This window comes from Neptunomonas antarctica (assembly GCF_001305295.1).
Lineage (GTDB): Bacteria > Pseudomonadota > Gammaproteobacteria > Pseudomonadales > Balneatricaceae > Neptunomonas > Neptunomonas antarctica.
Map to the genome: position 1 here is coordinate 42,613 of NZ_LJSI01000047.1, position 22,956 is coordinate 65,568.

The following is a 22,956-nucleotide window of genomic DNA, read 5'->3' on the forward strand; positions in this document are numbered from 1 at the left end:
GAAGTTTTCCTTCGAAGTGTCTGCTTCTGGTGCGTCCGGCTTCCTCCAGGCCAGACTTCGCAGTCAAGCCATTGCCATTCGCTAGTAGTTAACATCTAATGACGATATAAATCGCTATGGATGGTGACCTTCCTACAGAGAGCTTTCACCTTATTAGTTTGGACGTTATAAGCATTAGGTAATATGAGATGTCGGTCGTTCACAAGTGTAAAAGCATGGGTTCAGTGGAAGCATGGATTGAGAATGATGAAGGTGAGTGGCTGTTAAGCATCAATCGTGTTGCAGCTGAGCAGGACTTAGAAGAGAACCATTACCTCGAAGAGATTGGATAAATTATTCAGCACGTTGCCATAAATGTTTTTTTTGCCCCTATTGTGGTAAAAACTAAATGAAACACAGGGCGATTGAGTGCCTTCATTTCAGCACAATGATTTGTCAACGTGGTAAGGAGTGTAGCTCATAACAAGTACAGGCAGAGGGAAAGCTTCGCTCGTTCCCTGCTACAAGCGTTATGGGCTTTCGCTAAGCTGATTATTGAAGTGAGATAACATCAACTGAATTCAATAGTGCCTAAGTCCATCAATACGTAAAGATAACGACTACCGGTTCAGTTGGCGGCTATGGGTTAAGTTAATAATTGAAAGATAATACTGAATATGCAATCAGATCCAAAAAAATTAATAGAAAAAAATAGAAACCTTACTCACTCCGAATTAATGAAGGTTATATCGCATGTTCAACGAGAGCAGGGTGAGTGGATTTTGCATTCATTAATGGTCGAGGGGTGTGATGTGCCTTTTAAGTTCAAGCGCAAAGGTAATTACCAAAGCCTGAAAGGTGCCAGAGTGAATATGACTTATTACTCAGACCAGGAAACTGTCGGGGGCATGAATTTTGAGATAATGAAAGTTGTACGTATAAAACGAGGGTGATCAGCCTATATGGGCGAAGTGCGCAGTTTTAAAATGTTACGTGATGTTAAGGGTTGACCTATTGGCAAATATATTCAGCAATATTCCATCAAAATTACCCAATGAAATATTTGAAGATATTCTCATTACAGAAAAGCTAAGGGTCGAGCGCATCGTATCAAAAGGACAAACCTCTCCGGATACTGGCTGGTACGATCAAAGTGAAAATGAATGGGTTATTGTTTTATCGGGCTACGGGATAGTTGAGTTTATCAGTGGTGTTAAGGTTGCCCTTAAACAAGGTGATTACTTAAATATCAAAGCGCATGAAAAGCACCGGGTGATAGAAACATCATCCGATGATACGACGGTTTGGTTAGCCATTTTCTATTAAGCGCGGTCACGATGAATAAGCTGCATAATTGGCGTTAGGGTTTTGCCAAGCTGTTTGTGGCAGGCCTTAAAAAGGCGACTCAAGGTCACCTTATGTCTTTTTAAACGACTAACGCTCTAACAGCGCCAGCTTATTGGGTTGGTTTGCCCACTCTGCCGCATCAGGGGGAGGGTCCTTTATTTCGGTGATATTGGGCCACACCTCAGCTAACTCGGCGTTTAACTCCATGAATATCTGTTGATCGTCAGGCAGGTCATCTTCGGAATAAATGGCATCAACAGGGCATTCCGATACACAAAGGGCACAATCAATACACTCGTCAGGGTGGATTACCAGAAAGTTAGGCCCTTCATAAAAACAATCTACAGGGCATACTTCCACACAATCCGTGTGCTTGCACTTGATGCACTGTTCCCCTACTACAAAAGTCATTGCGTATTAGCCTCTATTGAGTCCTATTAATAACCCAGATAATAACTTAGATATTAACCCAGATAATAACCAAGAGTTGTTATGCTGGACCCCGTTCAAAACGAAGGGCCCAGAGCATACATTCATGTAGCTACTTATTTAATGTTAGTGCTTAGGCCAACGTTGTTTTTCAACAACACCTGTTCAGCGCGATAGCTGGAGCGGACGAACGCGCCTGATACTACTTCCAGAAAGCCTCTATCCAGTCCCCACTGACGATATTTTTCAAACTCTTCCGGTGTCACATAGCGTTCAATCGGTAAGTGGTTGTCGGTCGGCTGCAGGTATTGACCAAAGGTTAAAATATCGCAATTGATAGCGCGCAAATCATCCAGAGCTTCGATGATTTCTTCTTCGGTCTCGCCCAGACCCAGCATGATACTGGTTTTGGTCAGCACCTCGGGTTTGTATTCTTTGGCGTGCTTTAAGACGGCAAGAGTTTGCTCGTAGGTGGCGCGCGGGTCTCTGACGGGATGAGTCAGACGCCTGACGGTTTCTACGTTTTGAGCGAAAACGACGATGCCGCTATCGACTACGGTTTCTACGGAGTCGAGGAGGCCTGCAAAATCGGGGGTCAGTGCTTCAACGGCGACACCCGGGTTTTCGGCTTTGACACGTCTGACAACTTCGGCGTAGTGGCCGGCGCCGCCATCGTCCAGATCGTCACGGTTTACCGAGGTGAGTACCAGATACTTGAGCCCCATTAATTTGACGGATTCGGCGGTGTTTTTGGCTTCGTCTTTATCGAGCCACCCTTTAGGGTTGCCGGTGTTAACAGCACAAAAACGACAGGCACGCGTGCAGGTCTCGCCCATTAACATAATGGTCGCCGTTCCTGAACTCCAGCATTCGCCGATATTGGGGCACATCGCTTCTTCGCAGACGGTGCTGAGTTTATGTTCGTGAACTATACTTTTAGTTCTGTCATAAACGGCACCACCTTGGAGCTTGATTCGCAGCCATGACGGTTTTTTGAGCCGTTCCTGAGATTCTTTGCTGGAGGCTTTGATGCCATTTTTGATCGCCATGATGCCTTTTTCGTTAACGAATTTCTTTCCGCTTTTAGCAGGCTCGGCGTGAATTTGAGTGGTAGGGATCAGGTCACGGTCATTCATAATAGTGGCTTACTCCTCAATCTAATACCCAGGTGTTTGGGCACATGAATGGGTTTAATGTTAGTTAAGTGCAATTTTAGCAATACACTGTTGATTGTGCAGGGCTTCTTTTTTGCCGGGGAATAACTGGATCGCATTCGGGGTGATTAAAATAACCCGCTGATCCTTTAAGCCTACATAGCCGGATTTATATTCTTCAATAATACCATCAATCCAGTGTAAATGATGTTCAGGTGCCAGCTCTGTATATCCCAGGTAGCTATCAGCCAGCGGGTCTTCAAAGCTGGTCCTGGATTTATGCAGTGCAATGGCGTCTTTTGCCAGTATCAGGAGCTTGCCGTCAAGAAATTCCAGCACCTGCACTTTTTCTGTGCTATCAAGCTGGAGTGAGGTAACGTTTTTTATGATGTCTGATGTTCCTGAAATACCCATGCTCAACCTGATACCTATAATAATTTCAGATGGTACTAAAACTGGTGTTTATTTGCCAGTGTGGCGTCTTCTCCTTACCCTCAACCACGTCGCCGATAATGAATGTGATTTTGGCGTGCTTGAATCCCGTTATCGGAATGACTACAACGGTGCACCGGCTTACAATCCCCTTATTCTGCAAAAGAGGGTTTTATTTGCTTACTCGCGTATGGTACATACTATGGTGAAGGTCGCGATCGGATCCGACAGTCTCGTGAGGAAACATAAAATAAGAAACTAACAAACAGGGAATAAAAATAATGAAAAAAATAATTTTCAATTTTGACGGCACCTGTAACGATCCAGAAGATGCAGGTGATTTTTTTGAAGATTCCAGTATTAGTAATATACTTAAACTTCATGCATTTTTTGGTGGTAAATTAAGCCCATTGAATGAACAAAACAGCAAAACAAAAAAGCAACATAGTTTCTATTATAGTGGTGTTGGCACGCGCGGTGGTTGGCTTCAGAAAACATTTAATTCCATGTTTGCCCCCCCTTATGGAGATATGGAAGACATTCTTAAGCAAGCCACCGACGACTTAAAAAAGTATTACAAGGATGGAGATAAAATTTATATTTTTGGTTTTAGTCGAGGCGCAGCAATTGCCAGGATGTTTGCTGCGCATTGTGGTAAAGAAGTAGAATTTTTAGGTGTGTTTGATACTGTTGCCGCCACGCGAGGTTCGCTTGATTTGAATCCCGATACTTACCCTGCGAGTGGTATAGTCTTTGAAAATGGCACTATGGGTGACCATATTAATAAAGCGGTACATTTAGTATCAGTTGACGAAAAACGTCTCACTTTTCAACCCACTTTATTCAATAAAAACGATAGGATTACTGAGGTTTGGTTTGCAGGCGTACATTCTGATATAGGCGGCAGTTATTGGTTTGACGGATTATCTGACATTACACTAAAATTTATGCTTGATAGTGTGAGCAAGGATTTGCAGATATTAACCAGTGATAAATTAGATTATGATATTTTAAAAATAAAAGGCGCTCAAGACCACATTTGTTGGGATGACCTTAATGTTAAACCATTATTTAATGGCGTTTTACATGAGCAGAAACGCAAAGGTATTAAAGCTAAAACCTTATCGCCGCGCTTAGTGAGAGTTAATGAAAATGATCAGCCATCATTAGGTACTCCAATTATTCATCACAGTGTTTGTGAAAGATTTGATAAAGTTACCTCATATCGCCCTTACGCTCTGCGTGATAAAAAGTTTTTTGTTATGAATGAGAATGGATCTATTGATGAAAATCCTGAATTCATTGGCGTTTCAGGATTATAACAATATAAAAGCTATTGTTTTCATTATAAAAAAACACCTCAAAGTCGCTTTCAGCGCATGACAACTGTAGCACCGCTGCGGCAGTTGTCATGCGCGTGCAAAGGATGATGTCGTTCATAGCGAACGGGTTAATGCGCTAATCAATAATGGGGTCATATATGGTAAGACCCCTATGGCTTAAGCGAGCTCAAAAAAATTAGGCTCCTGACGCTCGCTCATTCGATAGTCGCTTTAGTAAGCGCCCTCGCTGTAAATCAGCTCGTAGCTGTGGCTGTATATTTCCACAATGTTTCCAAATGGGTCTTCCATATAAATCATGCGGTAAGGCTTCTCTCCGGGGTAGTAATAACGCGGTTTCTCCATGCGTTTTTTACCACCGGCTGCAACAATGCTTTCGGCCAGTTCTTCGACATTCGGGTCCTGTACGCAAAAGTGGAAGACACCGGTTTTCCAGTATTCAAAATTATTTTCCGGGTTCGCCTGATTCTTGAATTGAAACAGTTCTACGCCAATCCGGTCACCGGTTGATAGGTGGGCAATACGGAAGCTCCCCCAATCAGCGCCGAACACTTCGGTGCACATTTCGCCAATGGGGCTGTCGTCCTCAGTGATCTCGGTCGGCTCCATAATTATGTACCAGCCCATGACCTCGGTATAAAATTTAACGGCTTTTTCTAAGTCGGGTACCGAAATACCGATGTGCGAAAAGCTTCTAGGGTAAGCGTTGCTCATGACCTGTCCTCCTGTTTTGACGTTGTATAGAGGTTACAAAGACAGAGAGATTAAGTAAAATTATCATTTATTATAGATATAAGTATGGTTTGTAATGATAAACACTACATGGTTACGCAGTTTTTGCACACTCGTTGAGGTAGGCCATTTCACCCGCACGGCCGAACGCCTTCATATAACGCAGTCGGGCGTTAGCCAGCACGTGCGAAAACTTGAAGAGCAATTGGGGCTGGCTTTGCTCGTTCGGCAAGGTAAGCAGTTCACGCTCACGGATGCGGGTGAGCGACTATATGCTGAAGCGCGGGTCATTATCTCGGCCCTATCCAGTATGGAGCAGCGAGTGGGGGAGGACCCCGCCTACGAGGGAGTGGTCCGGGTAATGTCTTCCGGGAGTCTGGGCCTGAAGCTTTACCCCCACCTTCTGGCGTTGCAACGCCAGCATCCGAAACTTGTAATTGACTATCGGTTTGCTCCGAACATCGATGTGGAAAATGCAATCGCTGATTATAACGTCGATATTGGGTTTATGACCCGCGCCTCGACTCTGGAGGAAGTGAGCTGCCAGCCTATTGCCCGCGAAACCTTGCTGCTAGTCACGCCTGCGACTGTTTCTGAACCCAGCTGGGAGGCTTTAATGATGCTTGGGTTTATAGACCACCCGGATGGAGCCCATCACGCAGGCTTGCTTCTTAGTGCTAACTATCCTGAGTTTCAGCATAGCAATCTGTTTGAAACGAAGGGGTTCTCGAATCAGATCAGTCTGATTCTGGAGCCTGTTAGTCTGGGTCTGGGCTTTACGGTATTACCGGCCCATGCTGTTGAAGCTTTCCGGAAGCCTCAGCTTGTCAGGGTTCATAAGCTTTCCAGCCAGGTCAGTGAGACTGTTTATCTTGGTATTCGGCGTCATAAGCCTATGCATAACAGGATGAATACGGTGATTGCTGAAGCTAAAAAATGGCTCTGAATTGATTCTGTTAGGTTACTGGATTGGTCAGAGCTTTGCCTGGTGAGCATATTCTTGATGGTGTCGTTATTGGGTATTATCGCCCGAATAGTCATGCAGTTCGGGTGCCTAAGGGCTTTAAATAGACTAAGCTGAAAGAACAATGGTAGGTATTAGTTCAGCCTCCTTGTTCTTCATACGGCAGAGCAGGCTATTTACACGACAAGAAAATTTATTGCACGGGTAGGGGGGCTTGTTGTTAAGGAACGTCTGGGGAATTATCAAGACAAATAGGATTACATAAAAAACCGGAGCGATTGCTCCGGTTCTTATTTACGCTACTGATTTTAACGCTTAGCGGCGATTTTCTTACGTGCTATAAAAGCCAAACCTAACGCTGTTAACAGCAGAGTACCAGGTTCCGGCACATCATTGGTTAGGGATGTTGTTTGTTTAATAGTGCCAGTAATACCGGCTAATTTTATGCCATCCCAATTAGTATCATTAATAGTGTCGCCTGTATTAGTGCCTGTCCCCACCGCTGACATGTAAGCTCCAATAATCCAGTAACTTGAGTAGACAGAGGCTAGATCACTATTAACGGCTATAGGGCCTGTTCCGACATTTTTATTATGGCTTATAACGCTCCACCCATCGGCAGATAATCCAGTTAAGCTCGCTCCAGCAATACTATTAGCAGGCTGAGAAGTTGGAGTTCCTCCCTGATACGCCATGACAGTCACATCTGACCATGGATTATTTCTGTTCCAGCCAATATCAAACGCGTCTAAAGAAAACTCCTTGGCACCAAAATCAAACATTACAAATTCATAGTTATCGGCATTGTCTATCGTATGAGAGTTGTCATTACGCTGATCAATAATCAATCCGTAACTATTATGAGACAGTGTGTTATCAATATTTGTTATCTGATTAGCATTACGTCCTGTAACAGGCGCTGACCATGCCGACAGCGTTGTTATCGGTGTTGCGGGGGAGCCGGAGTCATTGCCTGTAAATTGATAAGTACCAGATGTAGACCCTGAAACGCTGTTAGTTCGATTCGATGTGAAATCCCAACTAACAGAGGCATTGGCAGCTATGCTGGTTACCGCCAGTAAAGTGCATAATCCAATCTTCAAGCCAGTAAATTTCATAAGCCTACTCATCCATTAAAATTAATATTCCCGATAATTTTAATTTTAATGGAGATATAAAATTTAAACAACATTGTTTTTTTGTTATAATTTAATATCTATGTTATTCAGTATGTTATAAATTCAAACAGGTGTTTATATTTATAATTCAAACAATATCATTGATTTTCTTTGCTTGATAATGTGGCTCTTAAAGAAACTGCCTGATTTCTTTCTTCAAAATCTTTATCACCGACCAACGCTCGTTCAAGATAAATTGTTGCTTCTTTTTTCCTGCCAATAGCGTCAAGCGCAACGGCCAAATGATAAAGAATATCAAGGGCGTTTGAGTCACGGGAGTTCGCTTCTCTGAGATATCTCAAACCTTCTTCAGCGTTACCTGATTGAACTAACAACCAACCCAAAGTATCTGCAACCTGGGGAATATGAGCTGCTTTATCGTACGCTCGTTTTGCATAATCTAAAGCCTCAGGACGCTCCAGTTTATACATCACATGAGCCATGTTATTAAGTAATAACGCATCTTCAGGAAAACGATTTAATAGTTGTGCTAAAGAAATAGCGGCTTGTTTATAGTTATGGGTGAGTAACAAATACTCAGAATATGCCAACTTGATTGTGAAATCATCCGGATGAGCGTTCAACCAGTCGTCTAAAACACGGCCAGATTCAGCTATCATATTCTGCGCCTGTAGTGCCTTGTAGCGACGGGTAATCAATTCGCTGATAGGCTTGACCGATAGGCCGGCCAAGTATTGATCATCAGCTTCTTTATATAACTCACGTGCCATATAAACATCGCCTAGCAGTTGAAAACCTACTGGATTACCGGGGTAGCTTTTTTGTAACTTCTGAGATGCTTTTTCTGCTCCATCAAGCATCCCTAGTTTAATGCTCAATTCAATCAGTAAAACTTCGGCCGGAAAATAATCGGGCTGAGCCTGAAGTACCTTCGTTAAAGAATAGCGGGCATCCGCAACTTCATTAATACGTAGCTGTAAGTTGGCTATTTTATAGAGTGACTCAGCATCAAAGCCTGCAATTTTCACCATTTTTTTGAATGTTACCTGGGCCGCTTTAGGATCATTTTTTAATGTCTGTATTTGTCCCAATACGGAAAGAACCGCTAAATTTTCTGTGTAATTTTTCACACCTGTTCGTGCAACATTTTCTGCCAGATCAAGCTTCTCAAATTTCACATAAAGATCGCTCAGATACAGTACTGCTTCCAGTGAGCGGCTATCTAATGCGAACGCTTTTTCTGCCCACTTTAAGGCTTCATCATTCTTTTCAGATGCCAACTCAAGCCGCGACATTTGCAGCATTACGCTAGTGTTTTCAGGGTGCTGAGCAAGTAATAACTCCATCTGCGCGCGCGCCTGGGGCAGTTTTTTCTCCGCTATATCTATTTTCACAAGATTTACTTGAGAAGCTGAAAAATTCGGATTTTGCTTCAAAATAAGATTAAATTGCTCGCGAGCGTCTGCCGTCTTCCCGTTTGAAAAAAGGGCAATGCCCAATAAATTGTGATAAGTGAGATTACCAGAAGCAAGATCAACTAGCTGATGCGCAGTGCCTTCAGCTTTATCAAAGGCTTTTTGCTTTAAATACGAAACAGTTAAAAGAAAGCTGGTTTGCTGAGTAGGTTTCTGAGCATGGATTTTTTCTAAAGCCTGCATCCCTTGCTCAATTTCACCAGACTTAAGTAAGCTTTTTGCATGCTGAGTTTCGGTATAAAGGTTGCCTCCGGCACTTACCGCTTCTTCGAGCAACAGTGTGGCCCTATCATGCCTTCCGGTCTGGCTATATGCCGCCGCGAGCATAGTAAGCAGGTCGGTATCAGGCTGCACAAGTGAGCGGGCGGTAGTCAATAATTTTATAGCATTCTCTGGATCGCCCTGCTTAAGCAAAACGTCCGCCAGCAATTTATGAGCCCCGACATCCGTCGGTACTTTTTTAAGATACATTTGCAGATAAGTACGTACCGGTTCCAGCTGATTTAAAGCATGATGAGCCAATGCGGCTGACATTAATAATTGAGGATCGGAAGCGACTTTCTCTTTGGGTAGCACAGCAATCACCTCTGTGCATTTAACATATTCTAAGCGTGCATCGGCTTCCTTGTCTTCCTGTGATAAAAGCAGCCCTCTAAAATAAGCAGCACGGGGCTCATATGGATATTCATTTTTTAAAAAAGCAAGATCTACAGCGGCTTCATCCAAACGCCTCAGATCAATTAAAGCGCCTACTTTTGCAACCCTTGCATCAATATGGCTAGGTTGGATCAATAAAGCTTTCTGGTAACTCTGTATAGCGAGTACTAAATTCCCCTGTGCGTGCATGACGGAAGCATAACTATTCCAGGAGCGTGCATCTTCAGGCCAATCTTCGATTACTAATTGAGCGTTTTTAAGCGCCTCATCCAATGCGCCTTCTCTAAGTAGCAATATAACGTTCGCCAGACGCGGCAATAAAGCTCGGGCATCCTTGCTCAGCGCCAGGTCTATTGAATCGTGTGCATCGGCTAGCTGATCTAAAAGTGTGTAGGCTTCGGCCCGGTAGCCTAAAAGATCCACTTGGTCAGGCAGCGACAAGCTATCTTCATGCAAGTCTGAAATGATTCTTTTGTAATTACCTAACTGAAGATATGACTTGGCAAGATTCAATACAACCAACGATGAGTCTGCACCCAAAGCTAAAGCCTGCCTTAATGTATGCTCGGCGGCTTTAGGATCGCCTTGCTGTAAATATATTTCGCCAGAAAGAAGTAAAGATGGTAAATGTTGCGGGTTAGCTTGTAAGGCATTTTTTAATTGGATGATGGCTTCTGGTAGCTCATCCTGATAGTACAGTTTATTAGCATCTTCAAAGTACATGCTGACATCATGATTATTTTCAGCACTTACTACTGTCGTCAGGCAGCTTAACGTGAGTATTAAAATACCAGCCTTACTGTAAACACTCATTCACTCAATCCTTATGAAGCTCTAAATATTATCTGGTTATAGTGACGAATAAGCTCACCATCTATCCCTTTAATGTAGCACTGAATAAGAACTACATAAACCGAAGGGTTGATTGTTTAGTAATAGCTGCTTTTAGATCAATGCTTTAGAGGATGCTCATCGCCCGTCATTCAAACAAAAAATGAGCACGATTGAAACTTCAGTTGCAAAAAACCGATCAGGCTGCCTGCGACTAGGTTGAGCACCATGGGGCAATATACATCATGAAATTCCGCCACCTACTGGCGCGGTATGGCTTGGCTCGCGCGAATGTTATGCATGGCTTTACGACCGCAGTAGCTAGCATTAAGCGGGGCAGCAATGTGCAGCTCAAAAGAGGTTTCGCGGTGTCTTACGGAGTATTGTTGTCGTGTCATAATTGCTACCAGTTAAAAAGTGGCCCTATCATATTATTTAAAAATGGGTCTGTTCATAGTCCATTTATCATCCTAATCTATTCCAGCATCAGTTGTTTATAGTTGATTGGCTGCTTGATGCTTATACGTCAATGTAATGAGGATAGAGCGATTATGGAAAAGTGTATGAATCACTTAGGGCAGCCTGTCGGAGAGGAGCTTGAGCATTGGAAGCAGCGTTCATATCCACAGCGCACTGTTACGCAAGGTCAGTATTGCCGGCTCGAACCGTTAACGCTTGCCTTGCATGCAGAGCAGCTGTATCAATCTTTTGCAAAAGATCAGCAAGAAGCTAATTGGACGTATCTACCCTACGGTCCATTTGCTGACTTTGAGAGTTTTAAAGGGTGGTTAGAAGATGCTTGTCTAGGAGATGATCCTCTTTTTTTCGCTGTCATTGATAACAGAACGTTGTGTGCCATTGGTTTGGTTAGTTTTTTGCGTATTGACCCCAGGGTAGGAGTAGTTGAGGTCGGGCATATCCATTTCTCAGCGCTTTTACAAAAAACACCTATGGCAACGGAAGCTATGTATTTGATGATGCGGCATGTGTTTGATGACCTCGGTTATCGCCGTTACGAATGGAAGTGCGACTCTTGCAATCAGGGCTCCAGAAAGGCCGCGCTGCGTTTGGGGTTTATGTTTGAAGGGATCTTTCGTCAAGCGACTGTTTATAAGGGCCGTAATCGTGATACTGCCTGGTTTTCAATTTTGGATAAAGAGTGGTGGGCGCTGAAAACTGCTTTTGAGCAGTGGTTAGATACTACTAATTTTGACAATCAAGGCCAACAAAAACGTAGCCTGCAAGAATGCTATTCATAAGGGAAAATAAGAGATGCCATTAACGGACAAAATATCAGTAACCGCTTTAAGTGTTGAAGATCGGGAACAGTGGCAGAGGCTATATTATGGCTATGCTGATTTTTATCAAGTGCCGATGAATCAAACTATTCTGGATACAGTCTGGTCGTGGATTTTTGATGATGCTCAAGAATTTTACGCATTGATAGCTAAGGATCATATGGGTAATGCGATTGGTTTCATGCACTATCGTGAAATGCTGTCGCCATTACGAGGAGCCGCAGTTGGCTTTCTTGATGATCTTTATGTGGATTCGGTAATTCGGGGAGCAGGAGTGGTGGAGCTGTTGTTTGCTGAATTGAATGAGGCTGCAAAAGAACGAGGCTGGCCGCTTGTAAGATGGATAACAGCAGAGAATAATTATCGGGCACGGGCTGCGTATGACAAGCTTGCAATAAAAACGCATTGGCAAACCTATCAGTTAGCCATCGATTGATTTTTATAGCTATTCATATATATAGTCTGCCATCACAACACGTCGGGTTGTGATGGCTTTGAATAGTTAAACCTCAATAGTTAAGGCTAATAGTTAAGACCTTTTCAGACTGACGGCTAGCATCACCAGCATCAAAACAACCCAACCAGCAGCTAATACAATAAGACCTTCTGCCATGGTTATTTTAAATAACAGTTCCGGTGTGTAACCACAGGCTTCCCACGGTTCAAATACGCTGGGCAACCATTTGTCGAGTGGTAACCATGTAGGAAACCCGGAGTTGAGTGTACAACTACCTTCAATAAAACCTCGTTCGATACCCAATGTCATATATGTACGCTCAAGCATTCCAGCTGAAGCAGCTAAGCCTGCCATGTTTGCGATGATCAAGCCGGTACGTGTGTTGCGAATCATTAAACCGAGAATACTCGTTACTAATAAAGCCAACACCCAGGCGCGGATCTGAACACATAACACACAAGGACCATAATCCAGAACATATTGATAATAGAGGGCAATAGATTCCATGCTAATACAAAGGAGAATCATCGCTACCCAGAAGAAAGGAGAGCGGTTAATGCCGGAAAGTGTCGAGAACATTGAAAAGTGATCCTGTCTAATAAGGCGTATTTATTGAGATGCTCTAAAGCTAAAAAAGTTTAACAGATAAAAGTTTACCAGATCCAAACTGGCCGAAAGAATATGAAATTCAGTAGCTGCCAGAGGGTACAAGTGGCCAAGTAGAGTCTTAGTGTTTATTGTAGTAAACAAAGGGTGCGAAAAGAGTGTGTAAAAAAGAAGTTACGATAAGGTATAAAAAGGGCCTCGAAAGGCCCTTGTTAGATCTTACCGTTTTGGCAGAACATCTTTTAGTTTGTTGTGCATATCCAGCAAACATTTTTCGGTCGCAGGCCAGTCAATGCAGGCATCTGTTACCGATACACCGTATTTCAGATCTTCCAGATTTTCAGGAATGGACTGGTTACCCCATTCCAGATTGGATTCAATCATCAGGCCAACGATAGATTTGTTGCCTTCAAGGATTTGATTGGCAGCATTGTCTGCAACAAGTGGCTGCAGTGCTGGATCTTTACTTGAATTTGCATGGCTGCAATCAATCATTATGTTTTTCTGCAGGCCTGATTTGTCCAGAGCCTGTTCACAGATGGAGACGTTTACCGAATCGTAGTTTGGTTTGCCGCCGCCACCGCGCAGTACAATATGACCGTATTGATTACCTTTAGTGCGGATGATCGCTACCTGTCCATCTGGGTTGATGCCCAGAAAATTGTGCGGGTGTTGCACCGAGCTCAGTGCGTTAGTTGCTACGGTTAAGTTGCCATCCGTACCGTTTTTAAAACCAACTGTACAAGACAAGCCAGAAGACATTTCGCGGTGTGTCTGTGATTCGGTGGTTCGTGCGCCGATGGCAGACCATGCGATAAGATCCTGCATATACTGAGGAGAGATTGGATCCAGCGCTTCGGTTGCCAGCGGCAGGCCCATTTCTGAAAGATCAATCAGCAATTTACGGGCAATATGTAAGCCCTCTTCGATTTCAAAAGAGTCGTTCAGATAAGGGTCGTTGATCAGGCCTTTCCAGCCAACAGTGGTACGTGGTTTCTCAAAATAAACACGCATAACTACATATATAGAATCTTTAACCTGTTCGGATAGTCCTTTGAGACGTTTACCATATTCTAATGCTGCATCAACATCATGTATGGAACACGGGCCAATCACTACAAACAAGCGTTTATCCTTTCCATCAAGTATGTCGCGAATGACCTGACGACCTTCCATAACAGTAGTGGCGGCGGCTTCGCTGATCGGTAATTTGCTCTTCAGATCTTCGGGTGTGATCAGGACCGAATGGGATTCGATATTAAGGTTTTCTACACGGTTATCAGTCATGGTACATTTTCCTGAAGAAGTTCAGTACAGACCGGTATCTTGGCCGTACAGCGTAATCATCTTTTTACCATAAAGTCATGGCTTTTATAAGGGTGTTAGCCACAGAACTTATGCTGACAAGCATAAAGGATATGACGAATAACTAGTGTTACAATAAATTGTGGTGGGTATGCGCAGTGTTCGCGAAGAGAATAGTTTTATTTATAAATCATTCGGTTAATTAGAACTCAACGCTTCACTTGTAGTCCATAGCTTATCGAATATTTATTCAGGAGTGCCTCGCCGGTGCCGAGCGTAATAAGAACAACGATTAAAATTATGACAACACTTTGCTTCTTGATCATGAGCTTTTCGGTAGCTCAGGCAGGTGTGTTTGATAAAATAAGCACCTTTGGTCAGTCAGCAGAGAGCCCATTGCCGGTGGAGAAAGCGTTTGTTTTTGTTCCTGAGGTGAACAGCAATGGCGAAGTAATATTACGTTGGGATATTGCTGATCGTTACTATCTATACCGTGATCGTATGAAAATCATACCCTCTGAAACGATAGAAGTTGTTAGCCGTAGTAACGGAGCAACCGATGCAAAAGATGACCCGTTGTTTGGCAGCGTTGAGGTATTTCATAAGAAAGCTGATATTACTTTGCAGGTACGCAGTGTAACCGGTTCGGTAGCGAGTGGTTCTTTAGCCATTACCTATCAAGGGTGTTGGGAGGGTGGGATCTGTTACCCGCCAGTCACAACCAGTCTCGCCTTGATCGATATGCCTGCGGTGTTAGAAAAGCCAGTTGACGTGTTATCTGCGACTACGAACAAGGCTGTTTCTGAGTCTATCATTTTAAATAATCAACCATCGCTACCCGTTGCGCCCGTTCTGCTCAGCGAACAGGATCAATTTGCCCGACTCATTTCGGGTGATAGCTTATGGCTAACACTGGGCGCTTTTTTTCTCGCGGGTTTAGCCTTGTCTTTGACGCCTTGCGTATTCCCAATGATTCCTATTATATCCAGTATTATTGCGGGGCATGGACATAAAATAACGACTAAACGAGCAGTTTTTTTGTCGACGGTTTATGTTCTGGCGGTCTCCGTTACCTATACCGTGGCGGGTGTATTGGCCGGTTTGTTTGGTGAGAACCTCCAGGCTGCTTTTCAGAATTCCTGGATTATTGGATTTTTCAGTCTGATATTTGGCTTGTTGGCGCTCTCAATGTTTGGTTTTTACGATCTTCAGTTGCCTAATACATGGCAAAGTAAGCTCAGTAAATCGAGCCATCATCAGCAGGGCGGTACGGTGGCAGGTGTAGCAATTATGGGTCTGTTATCCGCACTCATTGTTGGACCTTGTATGGCCGCACCATTGGCAGGTGCTTTGATCTATATCGGTCATACAGGAGATCCTGTTATGGGAGGGCTTGCCTTATTTACTCTCAGTATGGGTATGGGTGTGCCGATTCTGCTGGTAGGCGCATCGGCTGGTAAGTTGCTACCTAAAGCCGGTTTATGGATGGATGCGATTAAAGCCGGATTTGGTGTGGCGTTGTTACTGATGGCTATCTGGATGTTGGATCGTGTTGTTTCTATTGAGGTGACGATAGGATTGACCGCCGTTGTCTTGATTATCACCGCTATCTATATGCGTGCAATCGATCCATTACCTAAAGATTCCAGAGGGTGGCATAAGCTCTGGAAAGGTGTAGGCATCATGTTTTTGCTCTACGGCGTTGCTTTGTTAATCGGTTTGTTATCGGGCGGTAACAGCTTGCTCTATCCACTGAAAGGGCTTGCTTCTAACTCCGTTAATGTAGCTCAGGCGCAGGAAATCAGCTTTATAACGGTAACCTCTATCAAGCAGTTAGATCCCGTATTGCAGGAAGCGAAAAGGGCGGGTAAGCCAGTAATGCTGGATTTCTATGCTGACTGGTGTATCTCTTGTATTGAACTGGAGCACGTAACCTTTGCCGATACAGAGGTGCAGCAGGCGCTTTCGCATTTTGTTAGAGTAAAAGTGGATATCACGGCGAACGATAAAGAATCCAAAGCACTGAATAAAGCGTACCAAGTGATTGGACCGCCAGCGCTGATCTTTTATAATCAAGCAGGTACGTTGCATCCGGAGTTGACGCTAGTGGGGGTAATAGACCCTAAAGATTTCATTCGTCACTTGATGCGTGTAAGTGGTACTTAATAATAAAAAAATGGTGATAAACCATAAGGAGGAAAGAGATGAAAAGTAATTTGCTAATGGCTCTTTTGTTGTTAAGTGTTTCATCGGTGTATGCCGGTGATGCAGAGAACGGTGAACAACTTTATAAAGAAGTTGCATTAGAACGTACGATCCGAGGTGAGCAGTATACCGACGCCAATTGTGAAACGTGCCATGAGTCAGCGTTTTACCAGCGTGAAGATCGTAAAGTAACCAGCTATTCAAAGTTGGAAAGTATGGTGGAAGGCTGTAATACCAATCTGGATGTTGGCTGGTTTCCGGAAGATGTCAGTGATGTGGCCAAGTATTTGAACCGGGAATACTACAAATTTAAGTAATAATGACAAGCGTTGGCCGATATTCGGCCAACGCTTTTTTATAAGCACTCGAGAGAATCTACACGATGAAACTTCTATTAACGTCAATCGTGGTCATCTTCTCTGCCATAATTATCTATTTTTTCGTGTTGGGCTATATTTCAAAAAAAGGCCAGCCGTTAGGGTTGGTTGACTCCAAACTTGCCCCCTGCAGTCAAAAACCTAACTGCGTATGCAGCGAATATCCTGCTGATCTGACGCATTATGTCCAACCGCTTGATGTTGTTGTAGATGCGGCAAACGTTAAAAATACCCCCGCGCTGGTTATGGCCACTGTCAAAAAAGCGGTAATTGAAGCGGGTGGTAAGCTGCAACCTGTATCAACATCAGAGAAAGATTATTATCTGGCCGCCACGTTTAAGTCCTCACTGTTTGGATTTATTGATGATGTTGAAATGCGCTTCGATATTGAAGGTCGAAAGCTCCATTTACGATCGGCATCCCGTGTAGGGCGCAGCGATTTTGGTATGAACCGTAAGCGAATGAAAAAACTGAGTGAGAGCATTACGCGTCGATTACGCTAAATCAGGTATGTTACGAATAACAATTAAGTATTATGGGTTATATATGATGAAAATATTAGCGTTTGCTGCCAGTAGTAGTACGCGGTCCATTAATAAAAAATTAGTGACCTACGCGGCAACCTTGCTGGCCGATTCACAGGTAGAGGTGCTGGATTTAAATGATTACGAGTTGCCGTTATTTAGTGAAGATAAAGAAATTGAGTTAGGTCAGCCTTCGCTAGCAAAAGACTTTTTGGATAAAATTACTGCCAGTGATGCCATTCTTATCTCGTTTGCCGAACATAATGGATCTTATAGTGCAGCGTATAAAAATTTATTCGACTGGTGTTCACGCATCAATCCAAAAGTGTTTCAAAACAAGCCAATGGTTTTGCTCTCGACCTCTCCGGGTGCCGGAGGGGCTGCTAGTGTGTTAGCGCAGGCGTTAAAGTCCGCGCCATTTTTTGGCGGCGATGTAAAAGCTAGTTATTCGATGTCTGGTTTTTACGAAAATTTTGATGTTGAGAATGGCCGTATTAAGAATCAGGATATGAATGCATCATTAGTGTCGGCTCTCGGGCAACTAGCGCAGTAAGTGAGTGAATATTTATTCTTGACTGCATAGGGCTACACAGCGGCTTGCTTTGCGAAGACTGATAGGCGCAGTGTTGGCGGTGTTACTTTAACAATTTACTAAAATAACCACATAGCAATGAGAATTGATTGATGAGAGATGTTGAGATAACGAAAGAGCCTGTTGAACTTTATAAAATTCTGAAGTTTGAAGGCATTGCTTCTAGTGGCGGTGAGGCAAAAGTGGCTATCGCGGATGGTCAGGTGCGTGTGAATGGTGAAGTAGAAACCAGAAAACGGAAAAAAATTGTGTCGGGTGACATTATCGAATGTGGCACGGATAAACTGAAAATAGTACTCAAATAAGGTGTAATTTGTGCCTTGTTCAGTTCAGTGATAACAAAATCATAGAACAGTTGTCCTACTTTTAATGGTCTTACTTTTTTTATTTTCTTGATCATTTCCATTAATAATCAAGTGGCTGCTAATTTTAAGAGAGATCTACTATGAAAAACAAACTGGTATGGCTGTTAATGGCAGGGTTACTGTCTTATGGCACAAATGTAATCGCTGCTAAAACAGTACTAGCTGGCGGTTGTTTCTGGTGCATGGAATCTGATTTTGAAAAATTAGACGGTGTGACGGGTGTGGTTTCAGGATTTACCGGCGGGACATTAAAAAATCCAACCTACAACGGTAATCATGCAGGCCATTATGAAGCGGTTGAAATTACCTACGAGCCAGACAAAGTAAGCTACAAAGAGCTGCTGGCGCATTACTGGGTCAATATCGATCCATTTGATCCGCGAGGTCAGTTTTGTGATAAAGGCCACAGCTACTTAAGTGCGATTTTTGTCGAAAATGATGAAGAAAGAGCGATTGCTGAAGCCTCAAGAAAAGAGGTAGTAGCAGAGTTTTCGAATGAGAAAGTGATTACGCCTATTTTGGACGCCTCGACTTTCTATCCTATTCAGGGGAATGAAAGCTACCATCAGGATTATTACAAAAATAATCCTTTGCGTTATAACGCGTATCGATGGAATTGTGGGCGCGATAAACGCCTTGAAGAGATCTGGGGCGAAAGAGCGACACACTGACACATTTATTACGTTCATATTACACTCACACAAATAAGAAGGCGTTGGCGAAACATGAAAGGAAGCTGTTTATGCGGAGCTATTGAGTACGCAGCGGATTCATTGGATATGCCAATCATTCATTGCCATTGTTCAACCTGTCAGAAAGCGCATGCGGCTCCGTTTGCTGCAACAGCAGGGGTGATGCGTGAGCATTTTCGATGGTTGAAGGGTGAGTCGTTATTGTCTTCTTTTGAGTCTTCTGCTGGAAAACAGCGCTATTTTTGTTCAGTGTGTGGCACGCATCTGGTCGCAGAAAGAGAGAACCAGCCGCACGTGATTCTTCGTGTGGCGACCTTAGATAAGGATCCAGGTATTAAACCAGAGGCCCATATTTGGGTGTCGCATGATAAGGCATGGCTGGAATATAAAGGTATTCCAGCTCATGCAGAAGGGCGCTAATAGCAGGCGGCTGCATAATCGCTCGATAACATAGGCCGTAGAACTGCTAATCAGTCAGCGTATTATTCTGGTAATCTTCTATGGCCTGCTCTACTTCTTCCATGGTGTTCATGACAAAAGGCCCATATTGAGCAATGGGTTCACCAATTGCTTTGCCTGCAATCAGCAATAATCTGGCGGGTTGATCGGTTGCATCCGCTGAGTTGATTGAGTCAGCTGCAGAGCCAGTTGAATGAATAGTTACCTGGTCACCCGCACCTAATACGGCGGCCACATTATCTGCCAGAATTGAATCACCTATCTTTGCACCGCCCTCAAATAGATAGATAAAAGCACTTAACGTATCTGAGACAGGTAGTGTCAGTACTTTACCCGCAGGTATCTGGATGTCCAGATAGATAGGAGCAACGCTGCCTCCGGCAATAGGTCCGGTAGCTTGCTGGCCTTCTAGTTCACATTCACCGGCAATCACTTTGATAATGCAGCCATTGCTCAGTGTTATGACAGGAACTTCTTCCGGTTCTATATTCTGATAGGCCGCCGGTTTCATTTTTTCGTTGGCGGGCAGATTTATCCATAACTGGAACCCCCGCATCAGACCTTCGGCCATTTTTGGGCGCTCTTCATGTATAACCCCGCGCCCTGCTGTCATCCACTGTACGCCGCCTGAGCGTAAATCGCCTTCATTGCCCATATGGTCCCGATGCAGCATGTGGCCATCCAGCATATAGGTCACCGTTTCGAAGCCGCGATGTGGGTGTGGGGGGAAACCGCCAATGTAGTCATCAGGATTAATAGATGAAAAAGCATCTAGCATTAAAAAAGGATCAATCCGTGTTGCCGGATTGCGGCCCAGACTACGTTTCAATTTCACACCGGCACCGTCCTGGCTATTCACCGCTGGGATGAGGCGGGCAATGTTTCTTTCTTTCTGTGATGTGTTCACAATTTATCTCTCCCATGTATTTTATTAAGATCAAATTCTGGCCCCGTCGGAATAATACCCGTTGGATTTATCATGGTGTGGCTGCAAAAATAGTGCTGCTTTATGTGATCAAGGTTGACGGTTGCGGCAACGCCGTCTTGCTGATAAATATCTCTGAGATAGCCCGCGAGTGCTGGATAATCTGCGATACGTTTATGGTCACATTTAAAGTGGCTGACATAGACAGGATCGAAGCGTATCAGTGTGGTGAAAAGGCGTATGTCGGCTTCGGTTAAATCTTTGCCCTGCAAATATCGCTGCTTCGTAAGACGTTCTTCTAAGGTATCTAAAGACGTAAAAAGTGCTGTAACAGCTTTGTCATAAGCGGTCTGTGTGGTGGCAAATCCAGCCTTATAAACACCATTGTTAACAGTGTCGTAAATCCATCTATTAAGCTCGTCTATTTCTTGGCGTAAGGCGAGTGGATAATAATCAGCGTCGTTGGCGCCAACATCATTAAACGCAGTGTTGAATAGACGGATAATGTCAGCTGATTCATTATTAACAATGCATTGTTGTTGCTTATCCCACAAAACCGGCACGGTCACTCTGCCTGTGTAGTCAGGCTGGTTATGACGGTAGACCTGATAGAGATAATCCGTTCCTTGCTGTGAATCGCTATCAGATCCGAATGACCAGCCATTTTCCAGCATAAGGGGGTCAACAACATCCACCGTTATTAAGCTCTCGAGGCCTTTAAGTGCCCGCATGATTAAAGTGCGATGTGCCCAAGGGCAGGCAAGAGACACATAAAGGTGATAACGCCCGGCTTCTGCAGGAAAATCAGAAGAGCCGTCGGCTGTGATCCTGTTCCGGAACTGCGATTCATTGCGGATAAACTCGCCGTTATGTGTTTTGGTGTCATACCACTGATCGTGCCATTCACCGTTAATCAACAGTCCCATTACTTTTCTCCCGGTTGTTTCTCATTATGCTTTATGTGATTTAATTAAAGAGTTGAATTAAAGAGTTGAATTAAAGAGTTGAATTAAAGAGGCAGCAATCTGAGTTTTGGTATTTGCCAGTTTAATTAACAGTGGCAGCAATCTGAGTTTTGGCGGCAGCTAAGGATGTTTCAGCTACAGCACCCATGTTAAGGCCTTCGGCATAGATAACGTCTATGTTTTTAATGCCCAGTAAACCGAAAAACTGTGTCATGAATGGGATCTGGAAATCAGCACCGGATTCATGATACAGGCCGCCGCGCGTAGCCAGCAGATAAACAGGTTTGTCTTCCAGTAAGCCAACAGGGCCTGTTTCAGTATATTTAAAGGTGGTGCCTGCACGTGCAATCTGATCCAGATAGGCTTTCATCTGTGATGGAATACCGAAATTGTACATAGGCACACCGATGACGATCAGGTCGGCATCACGGATTTCATTAATCAGGGTATCAGAATGATCGGCGATGGCTTGTTGCTCTGCCGTTCTGTCTGCTGGTGGTGTCATGAAAGCCGTTACGCTAGTCCCATCAAGATGGGGCGTGCTATTGCTAATCACATCACGTACAACAATCTGGCCGTCGGTATGTTTGTTTTGCCATTGTGCGATAAAGTCAGCTGCCAGCTGACTGGATTTTCCGCCGTCACCAAAGATGCTGCTTTTGATATGTAGAAGTGTTGTCATGATTTGGTTCCTTTATGTATGAGTGAGCAGACAGCATGTGCCGCATTGCTATGGTCACTATTTTATATTTAATATAGAGATTGAAAACGGGTATAATTAGTGCAATTTAATCTAATTATTAGATGTATATAAAATGACTACACATGTGACACTGGAACAATGGCAAGCCTTGATCGCGGTTGTCGATAATGGCGGGTATGCGCCTGCAGCCGAAGCGCTCAATAAAAGTCAGTCCTCGATTAGTTATGCTATTCAGAAACTGGAAAGCGGTCTTAATATCCGGGCTTTTAAGATAGAAGGCCGCAAAGCGGTGCTAACCTCCGCCGGGCAGACTCTATACCGTCGTGCAAAAGTACTTTTAGAAGAAGCGGAGCAGATGGAAACAATGGCGCGTGGCTTTGCGACAGGCAAAGAAGCAGAAATAAAAATTGCGATGGATACCTTGTTTCCTGATTATGTGTTGTTAGCAGCACTGCAAACATTTATCACTGACAACCCCATGATTAGAATCGAGTTAAAAGAGACCGTACTTAGCGGTTCCGATGAATCCTTATTACGAAAAGAGGCCGATATCGTTATTAGTGGGCATGTTCCCCCTGGATTTTTAGGTGATCCGCTAATACAGGTTGCCTTTCGCGCAGTGGCTGCACCAACCCATCCTTTGCATCAATTAGCCCGGACGTTGGACTACCAGGACCTGCGCTTGCATCGGCAGCTGGTGGTAAAGGATTCAGGAAGCCGGGGGCAAGACGCAGGTTGGTTAGGCGCAGAGCAACGCTTAACCCTGAGTCATAGCAATACGTCCATCCGTTGTGCGGTAATGGGGTTGGGGTATGCCTGGTTTCCGCTGTTAAAAATACAAAACGAACTTAATCAAGGCTTACTAAAACCTTTGGAACTCGCCTCCGGTGCTGAGCGCTTGGTTGAATTATATTTGATCTATCGTGAAGGCAGTTATGCAAGGCCCGCCACTAAACAGCTAGGTGAATTGATCCGGGATAATGTGAAAAAAGCCATGCTATAGT

The 22,956-nt window shown here is 43.9% G+C and carries 26 protein-coding genes; 15 read left to right on the forward strand and 11 right to left on the reverse strand.

Translation table 11 applies throughout. The annotated features are described in order from the left end of the window. Positions 1 to 188 precede the first annotated feature (188 nt). The 3 genes from Nant_RS21320 to Nant_RS12375 all read left to right on the forward strand — a co-directional run bounded on the left by Nant_RS21320 (position 189) and on the right by Nant_RS12375 (position 1,305). Positions 189 to 332 (forward strand): hypothetical protein, encoded by a 144-nt coding sequence (locus Nant_RS21320; RefSeq protein ID WP_156298832.1) that lies wholly within the window; start codon positions 189 to 191, stop codon positions 330 to 332. A 324-nt stretch (positions 333 to 656) separates the two neighbouring features. Then, on the forward strand, positions 657 to 932 hold the full coding sequence (locus Nant_RS12370) for a hypothetical protein (protein WP_054341974.1): 276 nt from the start codon (positions 657 to 659) through the stop codon (positions 930 to 932). Between the two features lie 61 nt (positions 933 to 993). Next, a complete protein-coding gene (locus tag Nant_RS12375; RefSeq protein ID WP_054342032.1) occupies positions 994 to 1,305 on the forward strand; it encodes a cupin domain-containing protein in 312 nt (103 codons plus the stop codon). Positions 1,306 to 1,413: 108 nt separating this feature from the next. Here Nant_RS12375 and fdxA read toward each other — a convergent pair whose 3' ends face one another. The 3 genes from fdxA to Nant_RS12390 all read right to left on the reverse strand — a co-directional run bounded on the left by fdxA (position 1,414) and on the right by Nant_RS12390 (position 3,323). Beyond that, a complete protein-coding gene (fdxA, locus tag Nant_RS12380) occupies positions 1,414 to 1,737 on the reverse strand; it encodes a ferredoxin FdxA (protein ID WP_054341975.1) in 324 nt (107 codons plus the stop codon). 134 nt (positions 1,738 to 1,871) lie between these two features. Next, complete coding sequence (lipA, locus tag Nant_RS12385; protein ID WP_054341976.1) at positions 1,872 to 2,891, reverse strand: lipoyl synthase; 1,020 nt, start codon at positions 2,889 to 2,891, stop codon at positions 1,872 to 1,874. A gap of 60 nt (positions 2,892 to 2,951) precedes the next feature. Continuing rightward, positions 2,952 to 3,323, reverse strand: coding sequence for a hypothetical protein (locus tag Nant_RS12390; protein WP_054341977.1), 372 nt, complete (start codon positions 3,321 to 3,323; stop codon positions 2,952 to 2,954). Positions 3,324 to 3,622: 299 nt separating this feature from the next. Between Nant_RS12390 and Nant_RS12400 the strand changes: the two genes are divergently transcribed. Then, positions 3,623 to 4,663: a phospholipase effector Tle1 domain-containing protein gene (locus Nant_RS12400; protein ID WP_054341979.1), complete on the forward strand. Its 1,041-nt coding sequence runs from the start codon at positions 3,623 to 3,625 to the stop codon at positions 4,661 to 4,663. Between the two features lie 231 nt (positions 4,664 to 4,894). On the opposite strand, the gene Nant_RS12405 is transcribed toward Nant_RS12400, so the two are convergent. Next, positions 4,895 to 5,395 (reverse strand): lactoylglutathione lyase family protein, encoded by a 501-nt coding sequence (locus Nant_RS12405; RefSeq protein WP_054341980.1) that lies wholly within the window; start codon positions 5,393 to 5,395, stop codon positions 4,895 to 4,897. Positions 5,396 to 5,489: 94 nt separating this feature from the next. Between Nant_RS12405 and Nant_RS12410 the strand changes: the two genes are divergently transcribed. Then, positions 5,490 to 6,359, forward strand: a complete 870-nt coding sequence (locus Nant_RS12410) for a LysR family transcriptional regulator (protein WP_054341981.1) — start codon at positions 5,490 to 5,492, stop codon at positions 6,357 to 6,359. 326 nt (positions 6,360 to 6,685) lie between these two features. Here Nant_RS12410 and xdp1 read toward each other — a convergent pair whose 3' ends face one another. Further along, complete coding sequence (gene xdp1, locus Nant_RS12415; protein WP_054341982.1) at positions 6,686 to 7,495, reverse strand: exosortase-dependent surface protein XDP1; 810 nt, start codon at positions 7,493 to 7,495, stop codon at positions 6,686 to 6,688. Positions 7,496 to 7,653: 158 nt separating this feature from the next. Further along, a complete protein-coding gene (gene prsT, locus Nant_RS12420) occupies positions 7,654 to 10,461 on the reverse strand; it encodes an XrtA/PEP-CTERM system TPR-repeat protein PrsT (RefSeq protein ID WP_054341983.1) in 2,808 nt (935 codons plus the stop codon). Between the two features lie 581 nt (positions 10,462 to 11,042). Between prsT and Nant_RS12425 the strand changes: the two genes are divergently transcribed. Together Nant_RS12425 and Nant_RS12430 are read left to right on the forward strand one after the other, a co-directional pair. Further along, positions 11,043 to 11,738, forward strand: a complete 696-nt coding sequence (locus Nant_RS12425; RefSeq protein WP_238377137.1) for a GNAT family N-acetyltransferase — start codon at positions 11,043 to 11,045, stop codon at positions 11,736 to 11,738. A gap of 13 nt (positions 11,739 to 11,751) precedes the next feature. Then, on the forward strand, positions 11,752 to 12,213 hold the full coding sequence (locus tag Nant_RS12430) for a GNAT family N-acetyltransferase (protein WP_054341985.1): 462 nt from the start codon (positions 11,752 to 11,754) through the stop codon (positions 12,211 to 12,213). 93 nt (positions 12,214 to 12,306) lie between these two features. Here the strand turns inward: Nant_RS12430 and Nant_RS12435 are convergent, their stop codons facing one another. Both Nant_RS12435 and Nant_RS12440 read right to left on the reverse strand, forming a co-directional pair. Continuing rightward, positions 12,307 to 12,813, reverse strand: coding sequence for a disulfide bond formation protein B (locus Nant_RS12435; RefSeq protein ID WP_054341986.1), 507 nt, complete (start codon positions 12,811 to 12,813; stop codon positions 12,307 to 12,309). A 246-nt stretch (positions 12,814 to 13,059) separates the two neighbouring features. Beyond that, on the reverse strand, positions 13,060 to 14,127 hold the full coding sequence (locus Nant_RS12440; RefSeq protein WP_054341987.1) for a 3-deoxy-7-phosphoheptulonate synthase: 1,068 nt from the start codon (positions 14,125 to 14,127) through the stop codon (positions 13,060 to 13,062). A gap of 285 nt (positions 14,128 to 14,412) precedes the next feature. Between Nant_RS12440 and dsbD the strand changes: the two genes are divergently transcribed. The 7 genes from dsbD to Nant_RS12475 all read left to right on the forward strand — a co-directional run bounded on the left by dsbD (position 14,413) and on the right by Nant_RS12475 (position 19,320). Then, on the forward strand, positions 14,413 to 16,311 hold the full coding sequence (gene dsbD, locus Nant_RS12445; protein WP_054341988.1) for a protein-disulfide reductase DsbD: 1,899 nt from the start codon (positions 14,413 to 14,415) through the stop codon (positions 16,309 to 16,311). A 38-nt stretch (positions 16,312 to 16,349) separates the two neighbouring features. Further along, the gene (locus Nant_RS12450; protein WP_054341989.1) at positions 16,350 to 16,667 is read left to right on the forward strand and encodes a hypothetical protein; all 318 of its coding nucleotides are present in this window, start codon (positions 16,350 to 16,352) and stop codon (positions 16,665 to 16,667) included. Positions 16,668 to 16,732: 65 nt separating this feature from the next. Further along, positions 16,733 to 17,230 carry a DUF1499 domain-containing protein gene (locus Nant_RS12455; RefSeq protein WP_054341990.1) on the forward strand — a complete coding sequence of 166 codons (498 nt, stop codon included), beginning with the start codon at positions 16,733 to 16,735 and terminating at the stop codon, positions 17,228 to 17,230. Positions 17,231 to 17,273: 43 nt separating this feature from the next. Then, positions 17,274 to 17,804, forward strand: a complete 531-nt coding sequence (locus tag Nant_RS12460) for an NADPH-dependent FMN reductase (RefSeq protein WP_338011161.1) — start codon at positions 17,274 to 17,276, stop codon at positions 17,802 to 17,804. Between the two features lie 131 nt (positions 17,805 to 17,935). After that, entirely contained in the window at positions 17,936 to 18,148 is a 213-nt protein-coding gene (locus Nant_RS12465) for an RNA-binding S4 domain-containing protein (protein WP_054341991.1), read from the forward strand. 140 nt (positions 18,149 to 18,288) lie between these two features. Further along, a complete protein-coding gene (gene msrA, locus Nant_RS12470) occupies positions 18,289 to 18,879 on the forward strand; it encodes a peptide-methionine (S)-S-oxide reductase MsrA (protein WP_054341992.1) in 591 nt (196 codons plus the stop codon). Between the two features lie 54 nt (positions 18,880 to 18,933). Further along, positions 18,934 to 19,320, forward strand: a complete 387-nt coding sequence (locus Nant_RS12475; RefSeq protein ID WP_054341993.1) for a GFA family protein — start codon at positions 18,934 to 18,936, stop codon at positions 19,318 to 19,320. Between the two features lie 46 nt (positions 19,321 to 19,366). Here the strand turns inward: Nant_RS12475 and Nant_RS12480 are convergent, their stop codons facing one another. From Nant_RS12480 to Nant_RS12490, 3 genes are all read right to left on the reverse strand, one after another. Beyond that, complete coding sequence (locus Nant_RS12480; protein WP_054341994.1) at positions 19,367 to 20,266, reverse strand: pirin family protein; 900 nt, start codon at positions 20,264 to 20,266, stop codon at positions 19,367 to 19,369. Further along, the gene (locus Nant_RS12485) at positions 20,263 to 21,210 is read right to left on the reverse strand and encodes a glutathione S-transferase family protein (RefSeq protein WP_054341995.1); all 948 of its coding nucleotides are present in this window, start codon (positions 21,208 to 21,210) and stop codon (positions 20,263 to 20,265) included. The genes Nant_RS12480 and Nant_RS12485 overlap by 4 nt, the downstream gene beginning before the upstream one ends. A gap of 121 nt (positions 21,211 to 21,331) precedes the next feature. Continuing rightward, entirely contained in the window at positions 21,332 to 21,931 is a 600-nt protein-coding gene (locus tag Nant_RS12490) for an FMN-dependent NADH-azoreductase (protein ID WP_054341996.1), read from the reverse strand. Positions 21,932 to 22,064: 133 nt separating this feature from the next. Between Nant_RS12490 and Nant_RS12495 the strand changes: the two genes are divergently transcribed. Continuing rightward, positions 22,065 to 22,955: a LysR family transcriptional regulator gene (locus Nant_RS12495; protein ID WP_054341997.1), complete on the forward strand. Its 891-nt coding sequence runs from the start codon at positions 22,065 to 22,067 to the stop codon at positions 22,953 to 22,955. The last annotated feature ends 1 nt before the right edge of the window (position 22,956 follow it).